The organism is Streptomyces sp. B3I8 (assembly GCF_030816915.1).
Lineage (GTDB): Bacteria > Actinomycetota > Actinomycetes > Streptomycetales > Streptomycetaceae > Streptomyces.
Genome location: NZ_JAUSYN010000002.1, coordinates 7,323,240 through 7,339,019, shown reverse-complemented (window position 1 = coordinate 7,339,019; position 15,780 = coordinate 7,323,240). Strand labels below are relative to the sequence as shown.

The following is a 15,780-nucleotide window of genomic DNA, read 5'->3' as shown; positions in this document are numbered from 1 at the left end:
TCCCCCACACTATACAGGTCGGTATACTTCCGGGATGTGAGCACTGTGAGCGAACCGCGACGGATCACGATGACGCCCGCCGCCCGGCGCGCCCTGGCGGCCGCCGAGAGGCTGTTCTACGCGCGCGGCATCCATGCCGTCGGTGTGGACCTGATCGCCGCCGAGGCCGGGGTGACGAAGAAGACGCTGTACGACCGGTTCGGCTCCAAGGAGCAGCTCGTCGTGGAGTACCTCGCCGCCCGTGACGAGCGCTGGCGGGTCTTTCTCGACGGGCTGCTCGACGCCGCGCCGCCGGAGCCCCGGGCGCGGGTGCTGGCCGTCTTCGACGCCTCGCTCGCCTGGACGCGGTCGCAGGAGTCCCATGCCAAGGGGTGCGGCATGGTCAACGCGCACGCCGAGATCAGCGACGCGTCCCATCCGGCCTATCCGGTCATCACCGGGCAGAAGCAGTGGATGCTCGCGCTGTTCACCCGCCTCGCGCGGGACGTCGTCCAGGACGGGGCGGGGTCCTGGGAGCGGGCCGAGTCACTGGGCCAAAGTCTCATGCTGCTGCACGAGGGGGCGTTCGTCGCCCACGGGCTGCGCATCTTCCCGGACCCGTTCGGCCGGGCCCGCGCACAGGCCGAGACCCTCCTGGCCGGCGCCGGGGAGCCCGCGGCGCCGCACGGGGTCGGCACCCCGCACGCATGAGGGGCCCGGCAGGCGTGCGGATCGGCCGCACCCCGCGCTCCGGGGCCCGGCGCCGGGTTCAGTGGCTCGCGGTGAGTTCGCCGCTGAGCCTGCCGTGCAGGCGGGCACTGGGGCCGTTCAGTCCGATGATCTCCACAGTCTTGCCGCGCTGGGCGTATTTGGTCTCGATGGCGTCCAGGGCGGCGACGGAGGAGGCGTCCCACACATGGGTGCCGGTGAGGTCGATGACGACCTTGTCCGGATCTCCGGCGTAGTCGAACCGGGTGACGAGGTCGTTGGAGGAGGCGAAGAACAGCTGCCCGGTGACGGTGTGGACGACCTGGGTGCCGTCCGGGTCGGTGACGGAGGTGACCTCGGTGAGGTGGGCGACGCGACGGGCGAAGACCACCATGGCGGTCAGCGAGCCGACGACCACGCCGATGGACAGGTTGCCGGTCGACACGACGACGATGACGGTCACCACCATGACGGCGGTCTCGCCGACCGGCATGCGCCGAAGCGTGGCGGGTTTGATCGAGTGCCAGTCGAAGGTGCCGACGGAGACCAGCACCATGACGGCGACCAGGGCGGCCATGGGGATCCGGGAGACCACGGGGCCGAGCGCGAGGCACAGGATCAGCAGGAAGAACCCGGCCAGGAAGGTCGACAGCCGGGTGCGCGCCCCGTTCTTCACGTTGATCATGGTCTGGCCGATCATGCCGCAGCCGCCCATTCCGCCGGAGACGCCGGTGACGATGTTGGCGATGCCCTGGCCGACCGCCTCGCGCGTCTTGTCGGAGGGGGTGTCCGTGAGGTCGTCCACCAGCTTGGCGGTCATCATCGACTCCATGATCCCCACGAGCGCCATCGCGAAGGCGTAGGGGGCGATGACGGTGAGGGTGTGCGTGGTGAACGGCACGTCGGGGAGGCCGGGCACCGGCAGCGAGGACGGCAGTGTGCCCTTGTCGCCCACGGTCGGCACGGCGATCCCGGCGGCGACGGTGAGGACGGTCAGGGCGACGATCGACACCAGCGGCGCGGGCACCGCCCTGGTCACCCTGGGGAAGAGCAGCATCAGCGCCAGTCCGCCGGCGACGAGCGGGTAGACCGGCCACGGGACGTCGCGCAGGTTGGGGATCTGAGCGGTGAACAACAGGATGCCCAGGGCGTTGACGAAGCCGACCATCACGCTGCGGGGAACGAACCGCATCAGCTTGGCCACTCCCAGCGCGCCGAGCGCGATCTGGAAGACGCCGGCGAGAATGACGGTGGCGACCAGGTGACCGAGGCCGTACTGGCGGGCGACGGGGGCCACGACCAGGGCGACGGCGCCGGTGGCGGCGGAGATCATCGCGGGCCGGCCGCCGACGAAGGCGATCACCATGGCCATGGTGCAGGCGGCGAACAGACCGACCTCGGGGTCGACGCCGGCGATCACGGAGAAGGAGATCGCCTCCGGGATCAGGGCCAGCCCGACCACCAGGCCGGCCAGGGCCTCGGTGCGGAACACGGTCGGCGACAGCCACACGGGACGGCTGGGGCGGCGCGGCAGCCGTGCGGAGGCGGGCCGGGGAGAGGGCGCGGGAGCGGGAGTGGGCAAGGAAGGCGGTACCTGTCGTGCTCGGGCACGCCCGGCGGGGAGCCGGGGGCGGCGGGGACGGAGAGGGCGGGCCGGGCGGACGGCCGCGGTCGGCCCGCCGGGTGCGGGCCGGAAGCGGGGTGGGAGGCCGGCGGCGGACGACTGCCCGCGGCTCGGCCGGTGTTCAGGACCGGTGCGTCACGGTGGACAGCCGACGGCGCCGGGCGTCATCGGCTCACACACGCGCATCTCCCCCGGAACTCGGTGATCGGACCTCGGCCTCGGACCTCGGCCTCGGGTCTCGTTCGCCGGGGGCGGCATCGGCCCCGGCCTCGACAGCGGTGGGGCCGCGGCACCCGTGCCGCGCACGGCACGGGTGTGCCGATCCTCACCGGCGGCCGAGACTACACCGACGTGGGAGTGTGCCGGGGCGGGTGGGCCGGACCTCAGGCCGCGGCGAGGGCGCGGAGGACGGCGACGACGGCCGGGGACGGCGGGCCCGGGAGGCGGGCCGCGAGGACGCGGCGGATCTCGGGTGGTGCTCCGTCGACGCGCAGCAGGCTCACGCCGGGCGGCAGCGCGGGCCCCATGCCGCGGGGGACGGTCGTGACGCCGAAACCCGCGGCGACCAGCCGGAGCTTCGTCAGCCAGTCGCGGGCGGTGTGGACGACACGCGGGCGGCCCGGCAGACCGGGCCAGACCCCGAGCGAGGGTTCGGCGCCGGAGGAGGGGGCGGCGATCCAGGGGACGTCGACGAGTTCCCCGGCGTGCACCGCCGTGCGGCCGGCGAAGACGCCGGTGGTGGGTGCCGCCACGCACAGTTCGGTGTCCTCGATACGTTCGACATGCAGCGGAGGGCTCTCACCGTCCGAGGGCCGGTGCGGCGGGCGGGAGGTCAGCACGGCCAGGTCGAGCGAGCCGGCCCGCAGGGACCGGATCAGGCTCGGCGTGGTGCCCTCCCGGGTCGTCACGGCGACCTGCGGATCGGTCGCGGCGAGCAGGGTCAGCGCCGGGGGCAGCAGTGTCGCTCCCCCGCTGGGGAAGATCCCCAGCCGTACCGGTTCCGACCGGGGTGCGGACCCCGACAGGTCCTGTGCGGCCTCGTCGAGGCAGGCCAGGATCGTGCGGGCGTGCCGCAGCAGGGTCAGGCCGGCGGGGGTGAGCCGCACTCCGTCGAAGTGCCGCTCGAACAACACCGCGCCCGCGCCGCGTTCGAGGGCGGCGGCCTGCCGGGAGATCGCCGACTGCGTGTAGCCGAGCCGTGCGGCGGCCGCGGTGAAGCTGCCCGACTCGGCGACCTGGCGCAGCACCCGCAGCGCCGTACTGGAGAAGTCCATGCGTCCCAGGCATACCAGATATGCGGGACTGTCGCTTCACGCATGCCCTCCGCGCTCCTAGCCTCGGCAGGGAGCGATCAAGGAGAAATACGATGCGAGCAGCGGTTCTGACGGAGTTCGGCGCGCCCCTGGCGGTGCGGGAGATGCCCGATCCGGTGGCGGGCGGTGGCGAGGTGGTGGTAGAGGTCCTCGCGGCCGGTGTCGCCCCGTACGCCGAGGAGGTGTTCGGCGGCCGGCGCAACTACCCACTGGTGCCCCCGGTGGTGCCGGGCATCGGCGGGGTGGGCCGCGTCGTCCACGTCGGACCGGACGCCACCCGGCTGCGCGTGGGCGACCTGGTGTGGTGCGACTGCACGGTGCGCGCCCGGGACGACGCGCTGACCCCCGACATCACGTTGCAGGGGTGGAGCGCGCGCGGCGAGGGCGGCGCCCTGCTGGCCGAGTACATGCACGACGGGGCGTACGCGGAGCTGATGCGGCTGCCGACGGAGAACGTGTATCCGCTGCCCGCCGCGGCCGGGGACGACCCGGCGCGCTGGTCGACGCTGGGCGTGTACGTGATTCCCTACGGGGGGCTGCTGGCGGGCGGCCTCGAGCCCGGCGAGACGCTCCTGGTGAGCGGGGCCACCGGCAACCTGGGCAGCGCCGCGGTCGCCCTGGCGCTGGCGATGGGGGCGGGTCGCGTGGTCGCGCCGGGCCGCAACCGCGCCGTGCTCGACCTGCTCGCCGACCGGTTCGGCCCGCGTGTCCGCCCGGTGGAGCTGACCGGCGACGAGGCGGCCGACCGCGCGGCGATGTCCGCGGCCGCCGGGGGCCCGGTCGACATGGTGCTCGACCTGCTTCCGCCGTCCGCGCCCAGCACCGTGGCCCGGACGGCGGCCATGACCGTCCGCGAGTACGGGCGCGTCGTCCTCATGGGCGGCGTCGGCATGCTCGGCGGGCCGGAGCTCGCCCTCCCCTATCCGTGGCTCATGCGCAACTCGGTGACGGTGCGCGGGCAGTGGATGTATCCGCGCTCCGCCGACGTCGGCATCGTGCGGCTCGCCGCGTCCGGGGTGCTGGACCTCGCCGGCGACCGGGTGCGGACGTTCGGCCTGGACGAGGTCAACGAGGCCGTCGCGTACGCCGCCGCGCACCCGGGCCCCTTCGACCGCACGGTCCTGGTCCCGCGCTGATCGCCCGGCCGGGCCGCGTCCCGCTCACAGATGCCCGGTCAGGAACTGGACGGCCAGGCTGGTGGCGGTGACCACCAGCCACAGGCAGCCGCCGAGCAGCAGGGGCGCGGGCCCGGTCCGGCGCAGCCGGGCGAGGTCGGTGGACAGGCCGATCGCGGAGAGGGCGAGCGTGATCAGAAAGCCGGCGGCGGCGCCGAGCGGGCCGTGGGCGGCCGCGGGAAGGAGACCGGCGGTGTTGACCGCCGCCAGGGCGAGGAAGCCGACGAGGAACCACGGCACCAGCCGCCCGACCCGCACGGGGGCGAGCCGGTTCCCGCTCCGGCCCGCGTCCACGTCACCGCGCGTGCCGGTGCGCGCCCCCGCGTTCGCGCGGGCATCCGCCGCTTCAGCGCGGCGGCGGGCCAGGGCGGCGAGGCCGAGGCAGATCGGGATGATCATGAGCGTGCGCGCCAGTTTGACCACCACGGCCTGGTCGGCCGCGTCGCCGCCGTACGCCGAAGCGACGGCCACCACCGACGACATGTCGTTGACGGCGGTGCCCGCGAAGAGGCCGAAGGCGTGCTGGTCCATCCCCAGCAGATGCCCGAGGGCGGGGAAGGCCGGCACCGCGGCGACGTTGAACACGAAGATCGTGGAGACGGCGTAGGCCACGTCCGCCCCCGCCGCGCCCACGACCGGCGTCACCGCCGCGATCGCCGAGGCACCGCACACCCCGGTGCCCACGCCGATCAGGGTGCGCAGGTCGCCGACGACACCGAGGCGGCGTCCGATGCCGTAGGCCGCCGCCAGACAGACCGCGAGGGTCACGAGCATGACCGGCAGCGAGCCGGCCCCGGCTCGCAGCACCTGGCCGAGGGAGAGCCGCGCGCCCAGGAGCACCACCGCCGCCTGGAGCACCCGGCGCCCGGCGAAGTCGACGCCCGGACGTGTCCGCTCCCCGGGGCGCACCGCGACCGCCACCAGTGCCCCGAGCGCGATCCCGCTCACCGGCCCGCCGACGACGGGGACGAGCCGCCCCACCGCGGTCGCGACGGCGGCGACCACGACGGCGAGCGCGAGCCCGGGCAGCCGGGCGGCGATGCCGCGCGGGGCGGAACCCGCGGCGTTCCCGGGCACGGGCACGGGCACGGGCACGGGCACGGGCACGGGCACGGGCGCCGTCGCTGACGCGGGCGCCGTCGCCGGACGGCAGGAGTCGGTGTCCTTCATGATCACCACTGTGCGCGGGCCCCGGCCCGTCCTGTAGCCCCCTGTCGACGAGGAGCTCATAGCGTCGACGTATGACCAACTCATACGCTGGCGCTGTGACTGACACCCCCGCCCCCCGTGCCGCACCGCTCCCGCTCCCCCTCCCGCTGCGCACCCCCGATCTGGAGTCGCTGCGGCTCCTCGTCCTGGTCGCCGAACTGGAGAGTCTGGGCCGGGCCGCCGAGCGGCTGCGGATCTCCCAGCCGTCCGCCAGCCGTCGGCTGTCCACGCTGGAGCGCGGGCTCGGTCTGGTGCTGGTGGACCGGACCCGGCGCGGCTCCCGGCTGACGCTGGCCGGGCAGGTGGTCGCCGGGCACGCCCGGCGGGTGCTGGGCGAGCTGGACGACCTCCTCGCCGGCGCCGGCCGGCTGCGGGACCGGCGGGAGGCCGAGCTGCGGGTGGCGGCGAGCCTGACGATCGCCGAGTACCTGCTGCCCGCCTGGATCGGCGAGCTGCGCGCCCGCCGGCCGGAGCTGTACATCGGCCTGAGGGTGACCAACAGCGCGCACGTGCCCGAGCTGGTGGAGTCGGGCGAGGCCGACATCGGGTTCATCGAGGGGCCGCGGCTGTCCCGGGTGATGTCGACCCGGCAGGTGGCCGAGGACCGGCTCGTCGTCGTGGTGGACCCCGGGCACCCGTGGGCGCGCCGTCGGGAACCGCTGACGGCGCGCGAGCTGTCCCGCACGCCGCTGGTGCTGCGGGAGAGCGGGTCGGGCACCCGGCAGACACTCGACCGCGCCCTGCACCTGGCCGGCTGCGAACGCGCCCGGGCGCTGGTGGAGCTCGGGTCGACGACGGCGGTGCGCGGCACGGTGGTGGCCGGCACGGGCCCGGCCGTCCTCAGTGAGCTGGCCGTCCGCAGGGACCTCGACGACGGTCTGCTGATCGGGGTCGAGGTCACGGGCGTCGACCTCACCCGCGAGCTGCGCGCGGTCTGGCCCACCGGGCGTCGCCTGGTGGGCCCGGCGGCGGAACTGGTCACGGTGGCCCGCGGCACGCGCGCCGCCCGGCGTCCGGCCGGCCCGTCGGCTCGGTGACCGCGTGGCCGGTCGCGTCAGAACGGCGACCGGTGGCGCTCCCGAGGCGGACACGGAAGAGGTCCGCGTCGGCCGGGGCCCGGAAGCCCGGGTCCCGGCGCTACTTCTTCGGGAGCCGGAAGCGGCCGAACGTCTTCGCGAGGGTGTCCAGCGGTGAACGGTCGGCCCCGGTCGTCCCGGTCGCGGGCGGGCGGGACGCGCCGTCGCCACCGGTGAAGTCGGCGAGAGCCGCCTGCGCCGCCTCGGCGGCCTCCTTGTAGAGGTCGCAGGACTTCGTCATGGCGTCGAGCGCCTCGGCGTACCTGTGCACCATGGCCTGGGCGTGGACCAGTTCCTCGTCCGGCGTCAGCAGGTGCCAGCCCAGGCGCAGCCGGTCCAGGGCCCGCTCGGCGTCCTCGGGCAGCGGCCGGGGCAGCGCGGCGAACTCCGTGAGGGTACGCAGCACTTCGGTGGGCTCGGAGCCGTCGAGGAAGACGCTGCGCACGGTGAACCGCTCCGCGTCCCGTTCCGCCGAGCGGTCTGTGCCGCGCGGCGCTGCGGGCAGGACAACGGCGCCGCCGCGCGGCATGCGGACGTTCAGCTCCCGTTTCATCTCGAAGTCGGCGATCTGCGCCTGTTCCGGTGTGGCCCGGTGCTCGACGACGCGGTGCCGCAGGCTGGGCGGCAGGAACGCGGAGAGCGGCCGCTGCCCCCGCGCGTCGGGCGTCATCGCCTCGTGCACCACCAGGTGGATGTACCAGCTGCCGCGGACGCAGTCCCGCAGCCGGTGGCGCAGCGCGTCGCCGTCCTTGGGCAGGTGGTTGACCTCGCGCAGGCGTACGTCCGGCACGGTGTCGTGGTCCCAGGGGACCTGTTCGCTGTCGGGCCAGAACATGGTGGCGGGCGAGGGCCAGCGCGCGTCCCAGGGGCGCTCGGCCTCGGCGGCGAGGACCCAGGTGACGCCCTCCCCGTCCTTGCGGCGGTTCTCGGGGTCGTACGTGGTGAGCTGCGCGCGGACGGTGACGTCGTCGGCGACGCGCCAGCGGGCCTCGAAGAGGCGCCGGGCCGACGGGCCGGGGTCGGCGGCCGCCTCCCTCGGGTGCAGGACGGTGGAGCGGGCCGCCTCGACGGGGTCGAGGTCCAGGAAGTCGTCGAGCACCCCGGCCGCCTTGAGGGCGATCAGGTTGCGGCGGGCGTCCTGCTCGGGCTCGTGCCCGGGGTGGCGGCCCCGCGCCAGCCACACGGTGGCGGGGACGAGCTTCTCGGAGCTGCTGTTCTTGGCCATGGAACCGTTCTGTGGGAGGGGACCCGGGGGGACCCGACCAGTATGGTCCCAGCCGGACGGATGCCCACGCGTGACCCGCGCGACACCACCGGTGCGCGCGTGCGCGCACTCAGGGGGCCTGCTGGACGTCGCCCCGGGTGGAGGAGGCGACGGGGTCGCCGTGGGCGAAGTCGCCGGGCGGGATGCCCGGGTGGTGGCCGGGCGCCGGTTCGGCCGGGGCCGCGGTCGTGGCGGTGGTGGGGCCGAGGGTGAGGCGGGAGACGATGCGGTAGCGGTCTCCGCGGTAGAGCGAGTGCACGTACTCCACGGGCCGCCCGCGCACGTCCGAGGTGAGCCGTTCGAAGAGCAGCGCGGGCGAGAGTTCGGGCACGTCGAGCAGTTCCGCCTCGGCGCGGGTGACGACGGTCGGCTCGATGCCCTGTACGGCTTCGCGGACGTGAACGTCGTGGTGGCGGCGCAGATGCTCGTAGAGGTCGCCGTTCTCCAGTTCCTGCGGGGTGAGGCCGGGCACGAGGTCGGCGCGGATGTGCAGGTGCTCGATCGCCATGGGCGTTCCGTCGACGAGGCGCAGCCGGGCCACGTAGACGATCTTCGCCGCGGGTGAGAGCCGCAGCCGGTGGCCGATGCGGGCGCCCGCCTGCAGGGTGGTGAACTCCAGCAGCCGGCTGGACCAGACGCCGTCGGCCTGGGGCACCGTCATCGTCTGTTCCCCGGAGACCAGCTCCTGGGTGATCTTCCCGGGTGCGACGAACATGCCGCGGCCGTGTTCGCGGACGAGAAGCCCGGCGGCGACGAGTTCATCGACGGCGGCGCGGAGGGTAGGCCGGGACACCCCGAGGCGGGCGCACAGGGCGCGTTCGGAGGGGATCGGGTCGCCGGGGTGCTGGGACTCGATCAGCTGGAGGATGTGGTCGCGCACCAGCTCGCGTTTGAGCACCGGTCCCGGCGCACCGCCGTCGGCGTCGGCGTTCACGTCACTCCCCGTTTTCGTACGACCAGTTGCCTGACCAGTTGACCACGTGCCGCCCGAGATCGACAACTATTCGCAGTTCATCGAGGGTTGACGGCCGCATTGGTCTATGCCACCTTTCTCCACCAACAGAGGTCACCTGACCAGTTGACCAACTGGTCAGATGCGACCCCAGGCGCGACTCTCCGAGGTGACCCGTGAAGCACCGCTTGCTCGTCGGCCTGTCGCTCGTCGCGGCCGTAGGAATCAGTGCCTGCAGTTCGTCCGGCTCCGACGGGGCGTCCGGTGACGGCGGGCGGACCGCCATCGACGTGTGGCTGATGCGCGACAGCGTGTCGGCCGCGTTCCAGAAGGAGTTCGAGAAGGGCTTCGAGAAGGCCCATCCCGACATCGACGTCCGGGTGCAGATACAGGAGTGGGACGGCATCGGGGAGAAGGTCACCGCCGCGCTGGCCGGCAACGACGCCCCCGATGTCATCGAGACCGGCAACACCCAGGTGGCCCAGTTCGCGCAGAGCGGCGGTCTGCTGGACCTCAGCGACAAGGTCTCCGACCTCGGAGGCGCCTCCTGGCTGGGGGGCCTCGCGGAGCCCGGTGCCTATCAGGGCAAGCAGTACGGCATCCCGTACTACGCGGCGAACCGCGTCGTCGTCTACCGCAAGGACCTGTTCGAGAAGGCCGGGATCGACGCCTCGAAGATCACCACGCGGGAGCGGTGGATCGACGCGACGAGGAAGCTCGACAAGAGCGGCCGGCAGGGCGTCTACCTGCCCGGACAGAACTGGTACACCCTGGCGGGCTTCGTCTGGGACGAGGGCGGCGATCTCGCCACCGAGTCCGGCGGCTCCTGGCACGGCACCCTGGACACGCCCGGGGCGCTGCGCGCGATGGCCTTCTACAAGAAGCTCCAGGCGCTCGGCAAGGGGCCCAAGGACTCCGACGAGGCGAACCCGCCGCAGGCCGAGGTGATGGCCAAGGAGCAGGTGGCCCAGATCGTCAGCACGCCGGGCGGCGCCAACGTCGTCACCCAGAACAACCCCGGGCTCAAGGGCAAGCTGGGCTTCTTCCCGATCCCCGGGAAGACGGCGGACCGTCCCGGCTCGGTGTTCACCGGCGGTTCGGACCTGGTGATCCCGGTGGTGTCGCGACATCACGACGCGGCGTACACGTTCGTCAAGGAGATCACCGGCGACGCCTGGCAGAAGAAGCTCGCGGTCGCGATGAGCTATGTGCCGAACCGCACGACGCTGGCGTCGGCGGTCGCCGGCGACCCGGGCGCCTCGGCCATGGCGGTCGGCGCGGCCCGGGGGCACGCGACGCCGAACACGCCGGGCTGGGCCGCCGTCGAGGCCAAGAACCCGGTCAAGGACTACATGACGGCGGTCCTCACCGGCGGGGACCCCGCCCGCGAGGCGAAGAAGGCGTCCGACGCGATCACCCGGGCCATGAAGTCCGGCACCTGACCCACCCACCGCGACCGCCGGCGAAAGGAGTGCGTCCATGTCGGTCGTCCGTGAGCGGGCCGCGCACCGCCCCCTCGTACCGCCGCCCCGCCGCCCGCCGGGTCCGGCCCGCCGCCCCACCATGGCCGGTGTCTGGCCCTTTCTGCTGATCGCGCCCGCCGTCCTCGGCATGCTGTACCTGCTCGTCTACCCGCTGGCCCGGGCGGTGCTGATCTCCTTCCAGGACTTCGGCCTGCGCCAGCTCGTCCTCGGCGACGCGCACTTCGTCGGCTTCGCCAACTACCGCGCCCTGCTGACCGATCCGCGGTTCTGGACGGTCGTGCGCCGCACCTTCCTGTTCATGGCGGTCAATGTGGCCCTGATCATGACGCTGTCGACGCTGGTGGCGCTGATGATCGAGCGTCTGGGCCGCCGCTGGCGCACCGCGGTGCTCAGCGCGCTGGTGATGGCCTGGGCGATGCCCGTGGTCTCGGCGACGACGGTCTTCCAGTGGCTGTTCCACTCACGGTTCGGGATCGTCAACCACATCCTCACCGGCCTCGGATTCGACTCGTTCGAGGACTACCCGTGGCTGGCGCACGGGTCCGCGGCCTTCGCCATCCTGGTGGCGCTCGTGGTGTGGCAGTCGGTGCCGTTCGCGGCGATCACCCTGTACTCGGCGCTCACCACCGTGCCCTGCGAACTGTACGAGGCCGCGCGGCTGGACGGCGCCTCCGCGGTCCGCGTCTTCCGGTCGGTGACCCTGCCGATCCTGCGGCCCCTGTTCATGCTGGTGCTCTCGCTCGAGGTCATCTGGACGTTCCGGGCGTTCGTGCAGATCTGGGTGATGACACGCGGCGGTCCCGGCGACGCCACCACGATCCTGCCGGTGTACGCCGTGCAGACGGCGCTCGCCCAGCAGCGCTACGACCTCGGCTCGACGGCGTCCATGCTCACGGTGCTCCTGATGTCGGGCGTGCTGGTCCTCTACTTCCGGCAGATGTTCCGTCAGGAGGCCGAACTGTGAGTACGCAGAGGGCACTTCGCCGTCTTCCCCTGCACCTGGCCGCGAGTGCGACGGTGGTGGTCTGCCTCTTCCCCGTCTACTGGATGATCACCACCGCGTTCACCCCCAACCGCGACATCCAGTCCGCCCACCCCCGGCTGGTCCCGCGCACCTGGACGCTGGAGCACTTCCGGCGGGCGGTGGACGCGGACGGGTTCGGGCTGTTCTGGCGCAACAGTCTGCTGGTGACGCTCGGCACCGTTCTGCTCGCGCTGCTGGTCGCGCTCGGCGCCTCGTTCGCCGTGGCACGGATGCGCTGGCGGGGCCGGCGGCAGTTCATGCTGGCGGTGTTCGTCGCCCAGATGGCGCCCTGGGAGTCGCTCATCATCCCCGTGTACATCATCGCACGGGACACCGACATGCTCGACCGGCTGCCCACGCTGACGCTCGTGTACTTCATGATGACCCTGCCGTTCACCATCGTCGTCCTGCGCGGCTTCCTCTCGACGATCCCGCCGGAGCTGGAGGAGTGCGCCCAACTGGACGGCTGCACGCGGCTGTCGGCGTTCCGGCACGTGGCCCTGCCGCTGCTGGCACCCGGGCTGATGGCGACATCCCTGTTCGGCTACATCACGGCGTGGAACGAGTTCGCCTACGCCAACTTCCTGATCATCAAGCAGCAGGACCACCGCACGCTCCCGGTGTGGCTGTCCTCGTTCCACAACGTGTTCGGCACCGACTGGGGCGCCACCATGGCCGCCTCCACCCTGTTCTCGCTTCCCGCCCTGGTGGTGTTCCTGCTGCTGCAACGGCACGTCACGTCCGGCTTCGCGGCCGGCGCGGTCAAGGGCTGATCCGTCGCGCCTCCGCCGTTCCGGCGCCCCCGCGACACCCGCCGCCCCCACCGTCTGGGCACCCCCGCCGCCTGTGCCGCCCCCGCCGCCCTCGCCGCCCCTTCGTCCCCCGGAGGACAGCAGTGTCCGCTCACCCGCCCGTAGTGATCCCCCAGCCCACTCAAATCGCCCACCGGCCCGGTGCCTTCACCCTGCGCGCGAGCACGTCACTGCGGATTTCGCCCGGCGCGGAACCCGCGGCCGCGCTGCTGCGGACACTCGCCGGTCCGTCCTCCGGGCCGGCCTTCCCCGCCTCCCCCGACGGGCCTTTCGTCCTGGCGCTCGACCCGAGGCTGACGGGGCTGGGCGCGGAGGGGTACGGCCTGACCGTCGCCCCGGACGCCGTACTGCTGCGGGCGGGCGGAGTCACCGGCCTGCTGCGCGGCATCCAGACCCTGCGTCAACTGCTGCCGGCGCGGGCCCTGTCCGGACGTCCCTCGCCCGGCGCCGCCTGGCAACTGCCCTGCGTGGAGATCACCGACGTGCCCCGGCACCCCTGGCGGGGCTTCATGCTCGACGTGGCCCGGCACTTCCAGCCCGTGTCACTGCTGCGCCGGTACGTGGACCTGCTCGCCCTGCACAAACTGAACGTGTTCCAGCTGCACCTCACCGACGACCAGGGCTGGCGCATGCCGATCGCGGCCTACCCACGGCTCACGGAGGTGGGCGGGCGGCGCGCCGAGTCGATGGTGGGTCCCGCCGGGTCCACCGTCTTCGACGGGGCACCGCACGAAGGGGCGTACACCCGCGAGGAGTTGACCGGCCTCGTCGCCTACGCCGCCGCGCGCGGGGTCACCATGGTGCCGGGAATCGAGATGCCGGGGCACGCGCGGGCCGCCGTCGCCGCCCATCCGGAGCTGGGCGCGGTGCCGGGGCGGCGGGTCGGCGTGTGGACCGAGTGGGGGGTGTGCGACACCGTGCTCGGCGTCCACGAGCCGGTGTTCGACTTCTGCCGCACCGTCCTCGACGAGGTCATCGACGTCTTCCCCTCCCCGCACATCCACCTCGGGGGCGACGAGTGCCCGACGAAGCAGTGGGCGGCGAGCCCCGTGGCCAGGGCGCGGGCCGCGGCCGAGGGGCTCGCGGGCCCGGAGGCGCTGCACGGCTGGTTCCTGCGCCGTGTCGGCGCGCATGTCCTGGAGCGGGGCCGCACCCCGGTCGCCTGGGCGGAAACGGGCGAGGGGCTGCCGCCGGAGTTCACGGTGATGACCTGGCGCGAACCCGAGCACACGCGGATCGCCCTCAAGCGCGGCCACGCGGTGATCAGTGCCCACCACCGGGCCGCCTACCTCGACTACGCCCAGACCGACTCCCCCACCGAACCGCCGGCGCAGCCCGGGGGCGTGGTCGACCTGCGCGCCGTCCACGAGCACACCGTGCCGGAGAGCGACGACACGGCCGGTGAACTCGTCGGCCTGCATGCCGCGTTGTGGACCGAGTTCGTGTCCGCGCCGGAACACCTCGACCATCTCGCCTTCCCCCGCCTGTGCGCGTTCGCCGACCGGGCCTGGTCCGGCGCCGCGTCCTGGCCGCACTTCCACGACCGACTCACGGCGCACGCCCCGCGGCTCACCGCCCTCGGCGTGCGGCACGGGCCTCTGCACCCCCACCTCCCCGCCCCCCACAGTTCCGGAAAGGAACAGTCATGAGAAGGACGACCCTCGGACGATCGGTCACCTGTGCCGTCGCCGCCGTGCTCGGCGCGGTGGGCCTCGTCGCGTTCCCCCCGAGCGCCGGCGCGGCCACGAGCGCGGTGAGCGTGCAGTACCACACCGGCTCCACGGGTTCCGACCAGGCGGAGCCGTGGCTGAAGGTGCGCAACACCGGGGACACCGCGGTGTCCCTGAGCTCGGTCAAGGTGCGGTACTACTTCAAGGCCGACTCGGCGGGCGCGGGTTACCGCTTCGCCTGCTCGTGGGCGGTCAAGGGGTGTGCCAACGTCACCGGCACCTTCGGCACGCTCGCGCATCCCACCGCGACCGCCGACCGCTATCTGGAGATCGGCTTCACCTCCGGCGCGGGCACGCTCACCGCGGGCGCCGACTCGGGCGACCTGCAGCTCCGGTTCTACCGTTCCGACTGGCAACCGCTCAACCAGGGCGACGACTACTCCTTCGGCGCGGGACAGACGTCGTACGCGAACTGGTCCAAGGTGACCGCCCAGGTCGGCGGCGCGACCGTGTGGGGTACGGCGCCCGAGGGCAACGACCCGGGGGACCCCGGAGACCCGGGCGATCCCGGAGACCCCGGGGGCCCGAACGCCGGGACGGCGCTGTTCGACGACTTCAACTACTCGTCGTACAACGACCCGAGGATCTCGGCCAACGGCTGGAGCGTGCGCTCCAACTCCGGTGGCCCGGGCATCCCCGGCGCGACCTGGGCCCCGGGGAACGTCACGTTCTCCTCCTCGGGCGGCAACTCCGTGATGAACCTGGAGACGTCCACGGCGGGCTCCGGCGAGAACACCAAGCAGGCCGAAGTCCTCACCAAGGCGCTGAAGTTCAAGAACGGCACGTACGCGGCGCGGGTCCGGTTCAGCGACGCCCCGAAGAGCGGGCCGGACGGGGACCACCTCGTCCAGACGTTCTTCACCATCAACGACCTCAAGGCGCCCATGGCCGACGACTACTCGGAGTACGACTTCGAGTACCTGCCCAACGGAGGCTGGGGCGAGTCGTCGAACATCCTGTACACGACGTCCTGGGAGACCTACAACCCGGACCCGTGGCAGGCGGTGAACCAGCACACGGAGGGCCGGCAGAGCTACGACGGCTGGCACGACCTGGTGCTCACCATCGACAACAGCGTCATCCGGTACTACATCGACGGGCAGCTGTTCGGCACGCACGACGCGCAGTACCTGCCGGAGCGGCCGATGTCGATCAACTTCAACCAGTGGCTGATCGACTTCGGCGGACAGTCGAGCACCAGCCCGCGGGCGTACGACGAGAAGATCGACTACGTCCTGCACGTGAAGGACCAGGCCCTGACACCGGCCCAGGTCGCCGCGAAGGTCGCGGCCTACCGCTCGGCGGGCACGACGTTCGAGGACACGGTCCCGGGAACGTGACCCGAACCCCGCAGGGCCGCGCCCCTACAGGGCCGCGGCCCTGTAGGGGCGCGGCCCTGTAGGGGCGCGGCCCTGTAGGGGCGCGGGGAA

Annotated in this window: 13 protein-coding genes; 8 read left to right on the top strand and 5 right to left on the bottom strand. The window is 73.0% G+C overall.

All coding sequences use genetic code 11. The features are described from left to right. The first annotated feature begins 69 nt into the window (after positions 1 to 69). Positions 70 to 690 (top strand): TetR/AcrR family transcriptional regulator, encoded by a 621-nt coding sequence (locus QFZ64_RS34370; RefSeq protein ID WP_307071969.1) that lies wholly within the window; start codon positions 70 to 72, stop codon positions 688 to 690. Positions 691 to 748: 58 nt separating this feature from the next. Here QFZ64_RS34370 and QFZ64_RS34365 read toward each other — a convergent pair whose 3' ends face one another. Continuing rightward, positions 749 to 2,269, bottom strand: a complete 1,521-nt coding sequence (locus QFZ64_RS34365) for a SulP family inorganic anion transporter (protein WP_307071398.1) — start codon at positions 2,267 to 2,269, stop codon at positions 749 to 751. A gap of 425 nt (positions 2,270 to 2,694) precedes the next feature. Beyond that, a complete protein-coding gene (locus QFZ64_RS34360; protein ID WP_307071397.1) occupies positions 2,695 to 3,585 on the bottom strand; it encodes a LysR family transcriptional regulator in 891 nt (296 codons plus the stop codon). A gap of 92 nt (positions 3,586 to 3,677) precedes the next feature. On the opposite strand from QFZ64_RS34360, the gene QFZ64_RS34355 reads away from it, so the two are divergent. Continuing rightward, the gene (locus tag QFZ64_RS34355) at positions 3,678 to 4,760 is read left to right on the top strand and encodes a zinc-binding alcohol dehydrogenase family protein (protein ID WP_307071396.1); all 1,083 of its coding nucleotides are present in this window, start codon (positions 3,678 to 3,680) and stop codon (positions 4,758 to 4,760) included. A 24-nt stretch (positions 4,761 to 4,784) separates the two neighbouring features. On the opposite strand, the gene QFZ64_RS34350 is transcribed toward QFZ64_RS34355, so the two are convergent. Next, the gene (locus QFZ64_RS34350; RefSeq protein WP_307071395.1) at positions 4,785 to 5,969 is read right to left on the bottom strand and encodes a YeiH family protein; all 1,185 of its coding nucleotides are present in this window, start codon (positions 5,967 to 5,969) and stop codon (positions 4,785 to 4,787) included. A gap of 95 nt (positions 5,970 to 6,064) precedes the next feature. Here QFZ64_RS34350 and QFZ64_RS34345 point away from each other — a divergent pair, with 95 nt between their 5' ends. Further along, positions 6,065 to 7,045: a LysR substrate-binding domain-containing protein gene (locus QFZ64_RS34345; RefSeq protein ID WP_307071394.1), complete on the top strand. Its 981-nt coding sequence runs from the start codon at positions 6,065 to 6,067 to the stop codon at positions 7,043 to 7,045. Between the two features lie 100 nt (positions 7,046 to 7,145). On the opposite strand, the gene QFZ64_RS34340 is transcribed toward QFZ64_RS34345, so the two are convergent. Continuing rightward, positions 7,146 to 8,309 carry a hypothetical protein gene (locus tag QFZ64_RS34340; RefSeq protein ID WP_307071393.1) on the bottom strand — a complete coding sequence of 388 codons (1,164 nt, stop codon included), beginning with the start codon at positions 8,307 to 8,309 and terminating at the stop codon, positions 7,146 to 7,148. A gap of 109 nt (positions 8,310 to 8,418) precedes the next feature. Further along, positions 8,419 to 9,282: a GntR family transcriptional regulator gene (locus QFZ64_RS34335; RefSeq protein ID WP_307071392.1), complete on the bottom strand. Its 864-nt coding sequence runs from the start codon at positions 9,280 to 9,282 to the stop codon at positions 8,419 to 8,421. 194 nt (positions 9,283 to 9,476) lie between these two features. Here QFZ64_RS34335 and QFZ64_RS34330 point away from each other — a divergent pair, with 194 nt between their 5' ends. The 5 genes from QFZ64_RS34330 (at position 9,477) to QFZ64_RS34310 (ending at position 15,690) form a co-directional block, all read left to right on the top strand. Beyond that, on the top strand, positions 9,477 to 10,742 hold the full coding sequence (locus tag QFZ64_RS34330) for an extracellular solute-binding protein (protein WP_307071391.1): 1,266 nt from the start codon (positions 9,477 to 9,479) through the stop codon (positions 10,740 to 10,742). A gap of 37 nt (positions 10,743 to 10,779) precedes the next feature. Continuing rightward, entirely contained in the window at positions 10,780 to 11,748 is a 969-nt protein-coding gene (locus tag QFZ64_RS34325) for a carbohydrate ABC transporter permease (RefSeq protein ID WP_307071390.1), read from the top strand. Beyond that, entirely contained in the window at positions 11,745 to 12,581 is an 837-nt protein-coding gene (locus tag QFZ64_RS34320) for a carbohydrate ABC transporter permease (protein WP_307071389.1), read from the top strand. Before QFZ64_RS34325 ends, QFZ64_RS34320 begins: the two co-directional genes overlap by 4 nt. A gap of 122 nt (positions 12,582 to 12,703) precedes the next feature. After that, positions 12,704 to 14,269, top strand: a complete 1,566-nt coding sequence (locus tag QFZ64_RS34315) for a beta-N-acetylhexosaminidase (RefSeq protein WP_307071388.1) — start codon at positions 12,704 to 12,706, stop codon at positions 14,267 to 14,269. Further along, positions 14,266 to 15,690 (top strand): cellulose binding domain-containing protein, encoded by a 1,425-nt coding sequence (locus QFZ64_RS34310; protein ID WP_307071387.1) that lies wholly within the window; start codon positions 14,266 to 14,268, stop codon positions 15,688 to 15,690. Before QFZ64_RS34315 ends, QFZ64_RS34310 begins: the two co-directional genes overlap by 4 nt. Positions 15,691 to 15,780: the final 90 nt, after the last annotated feature.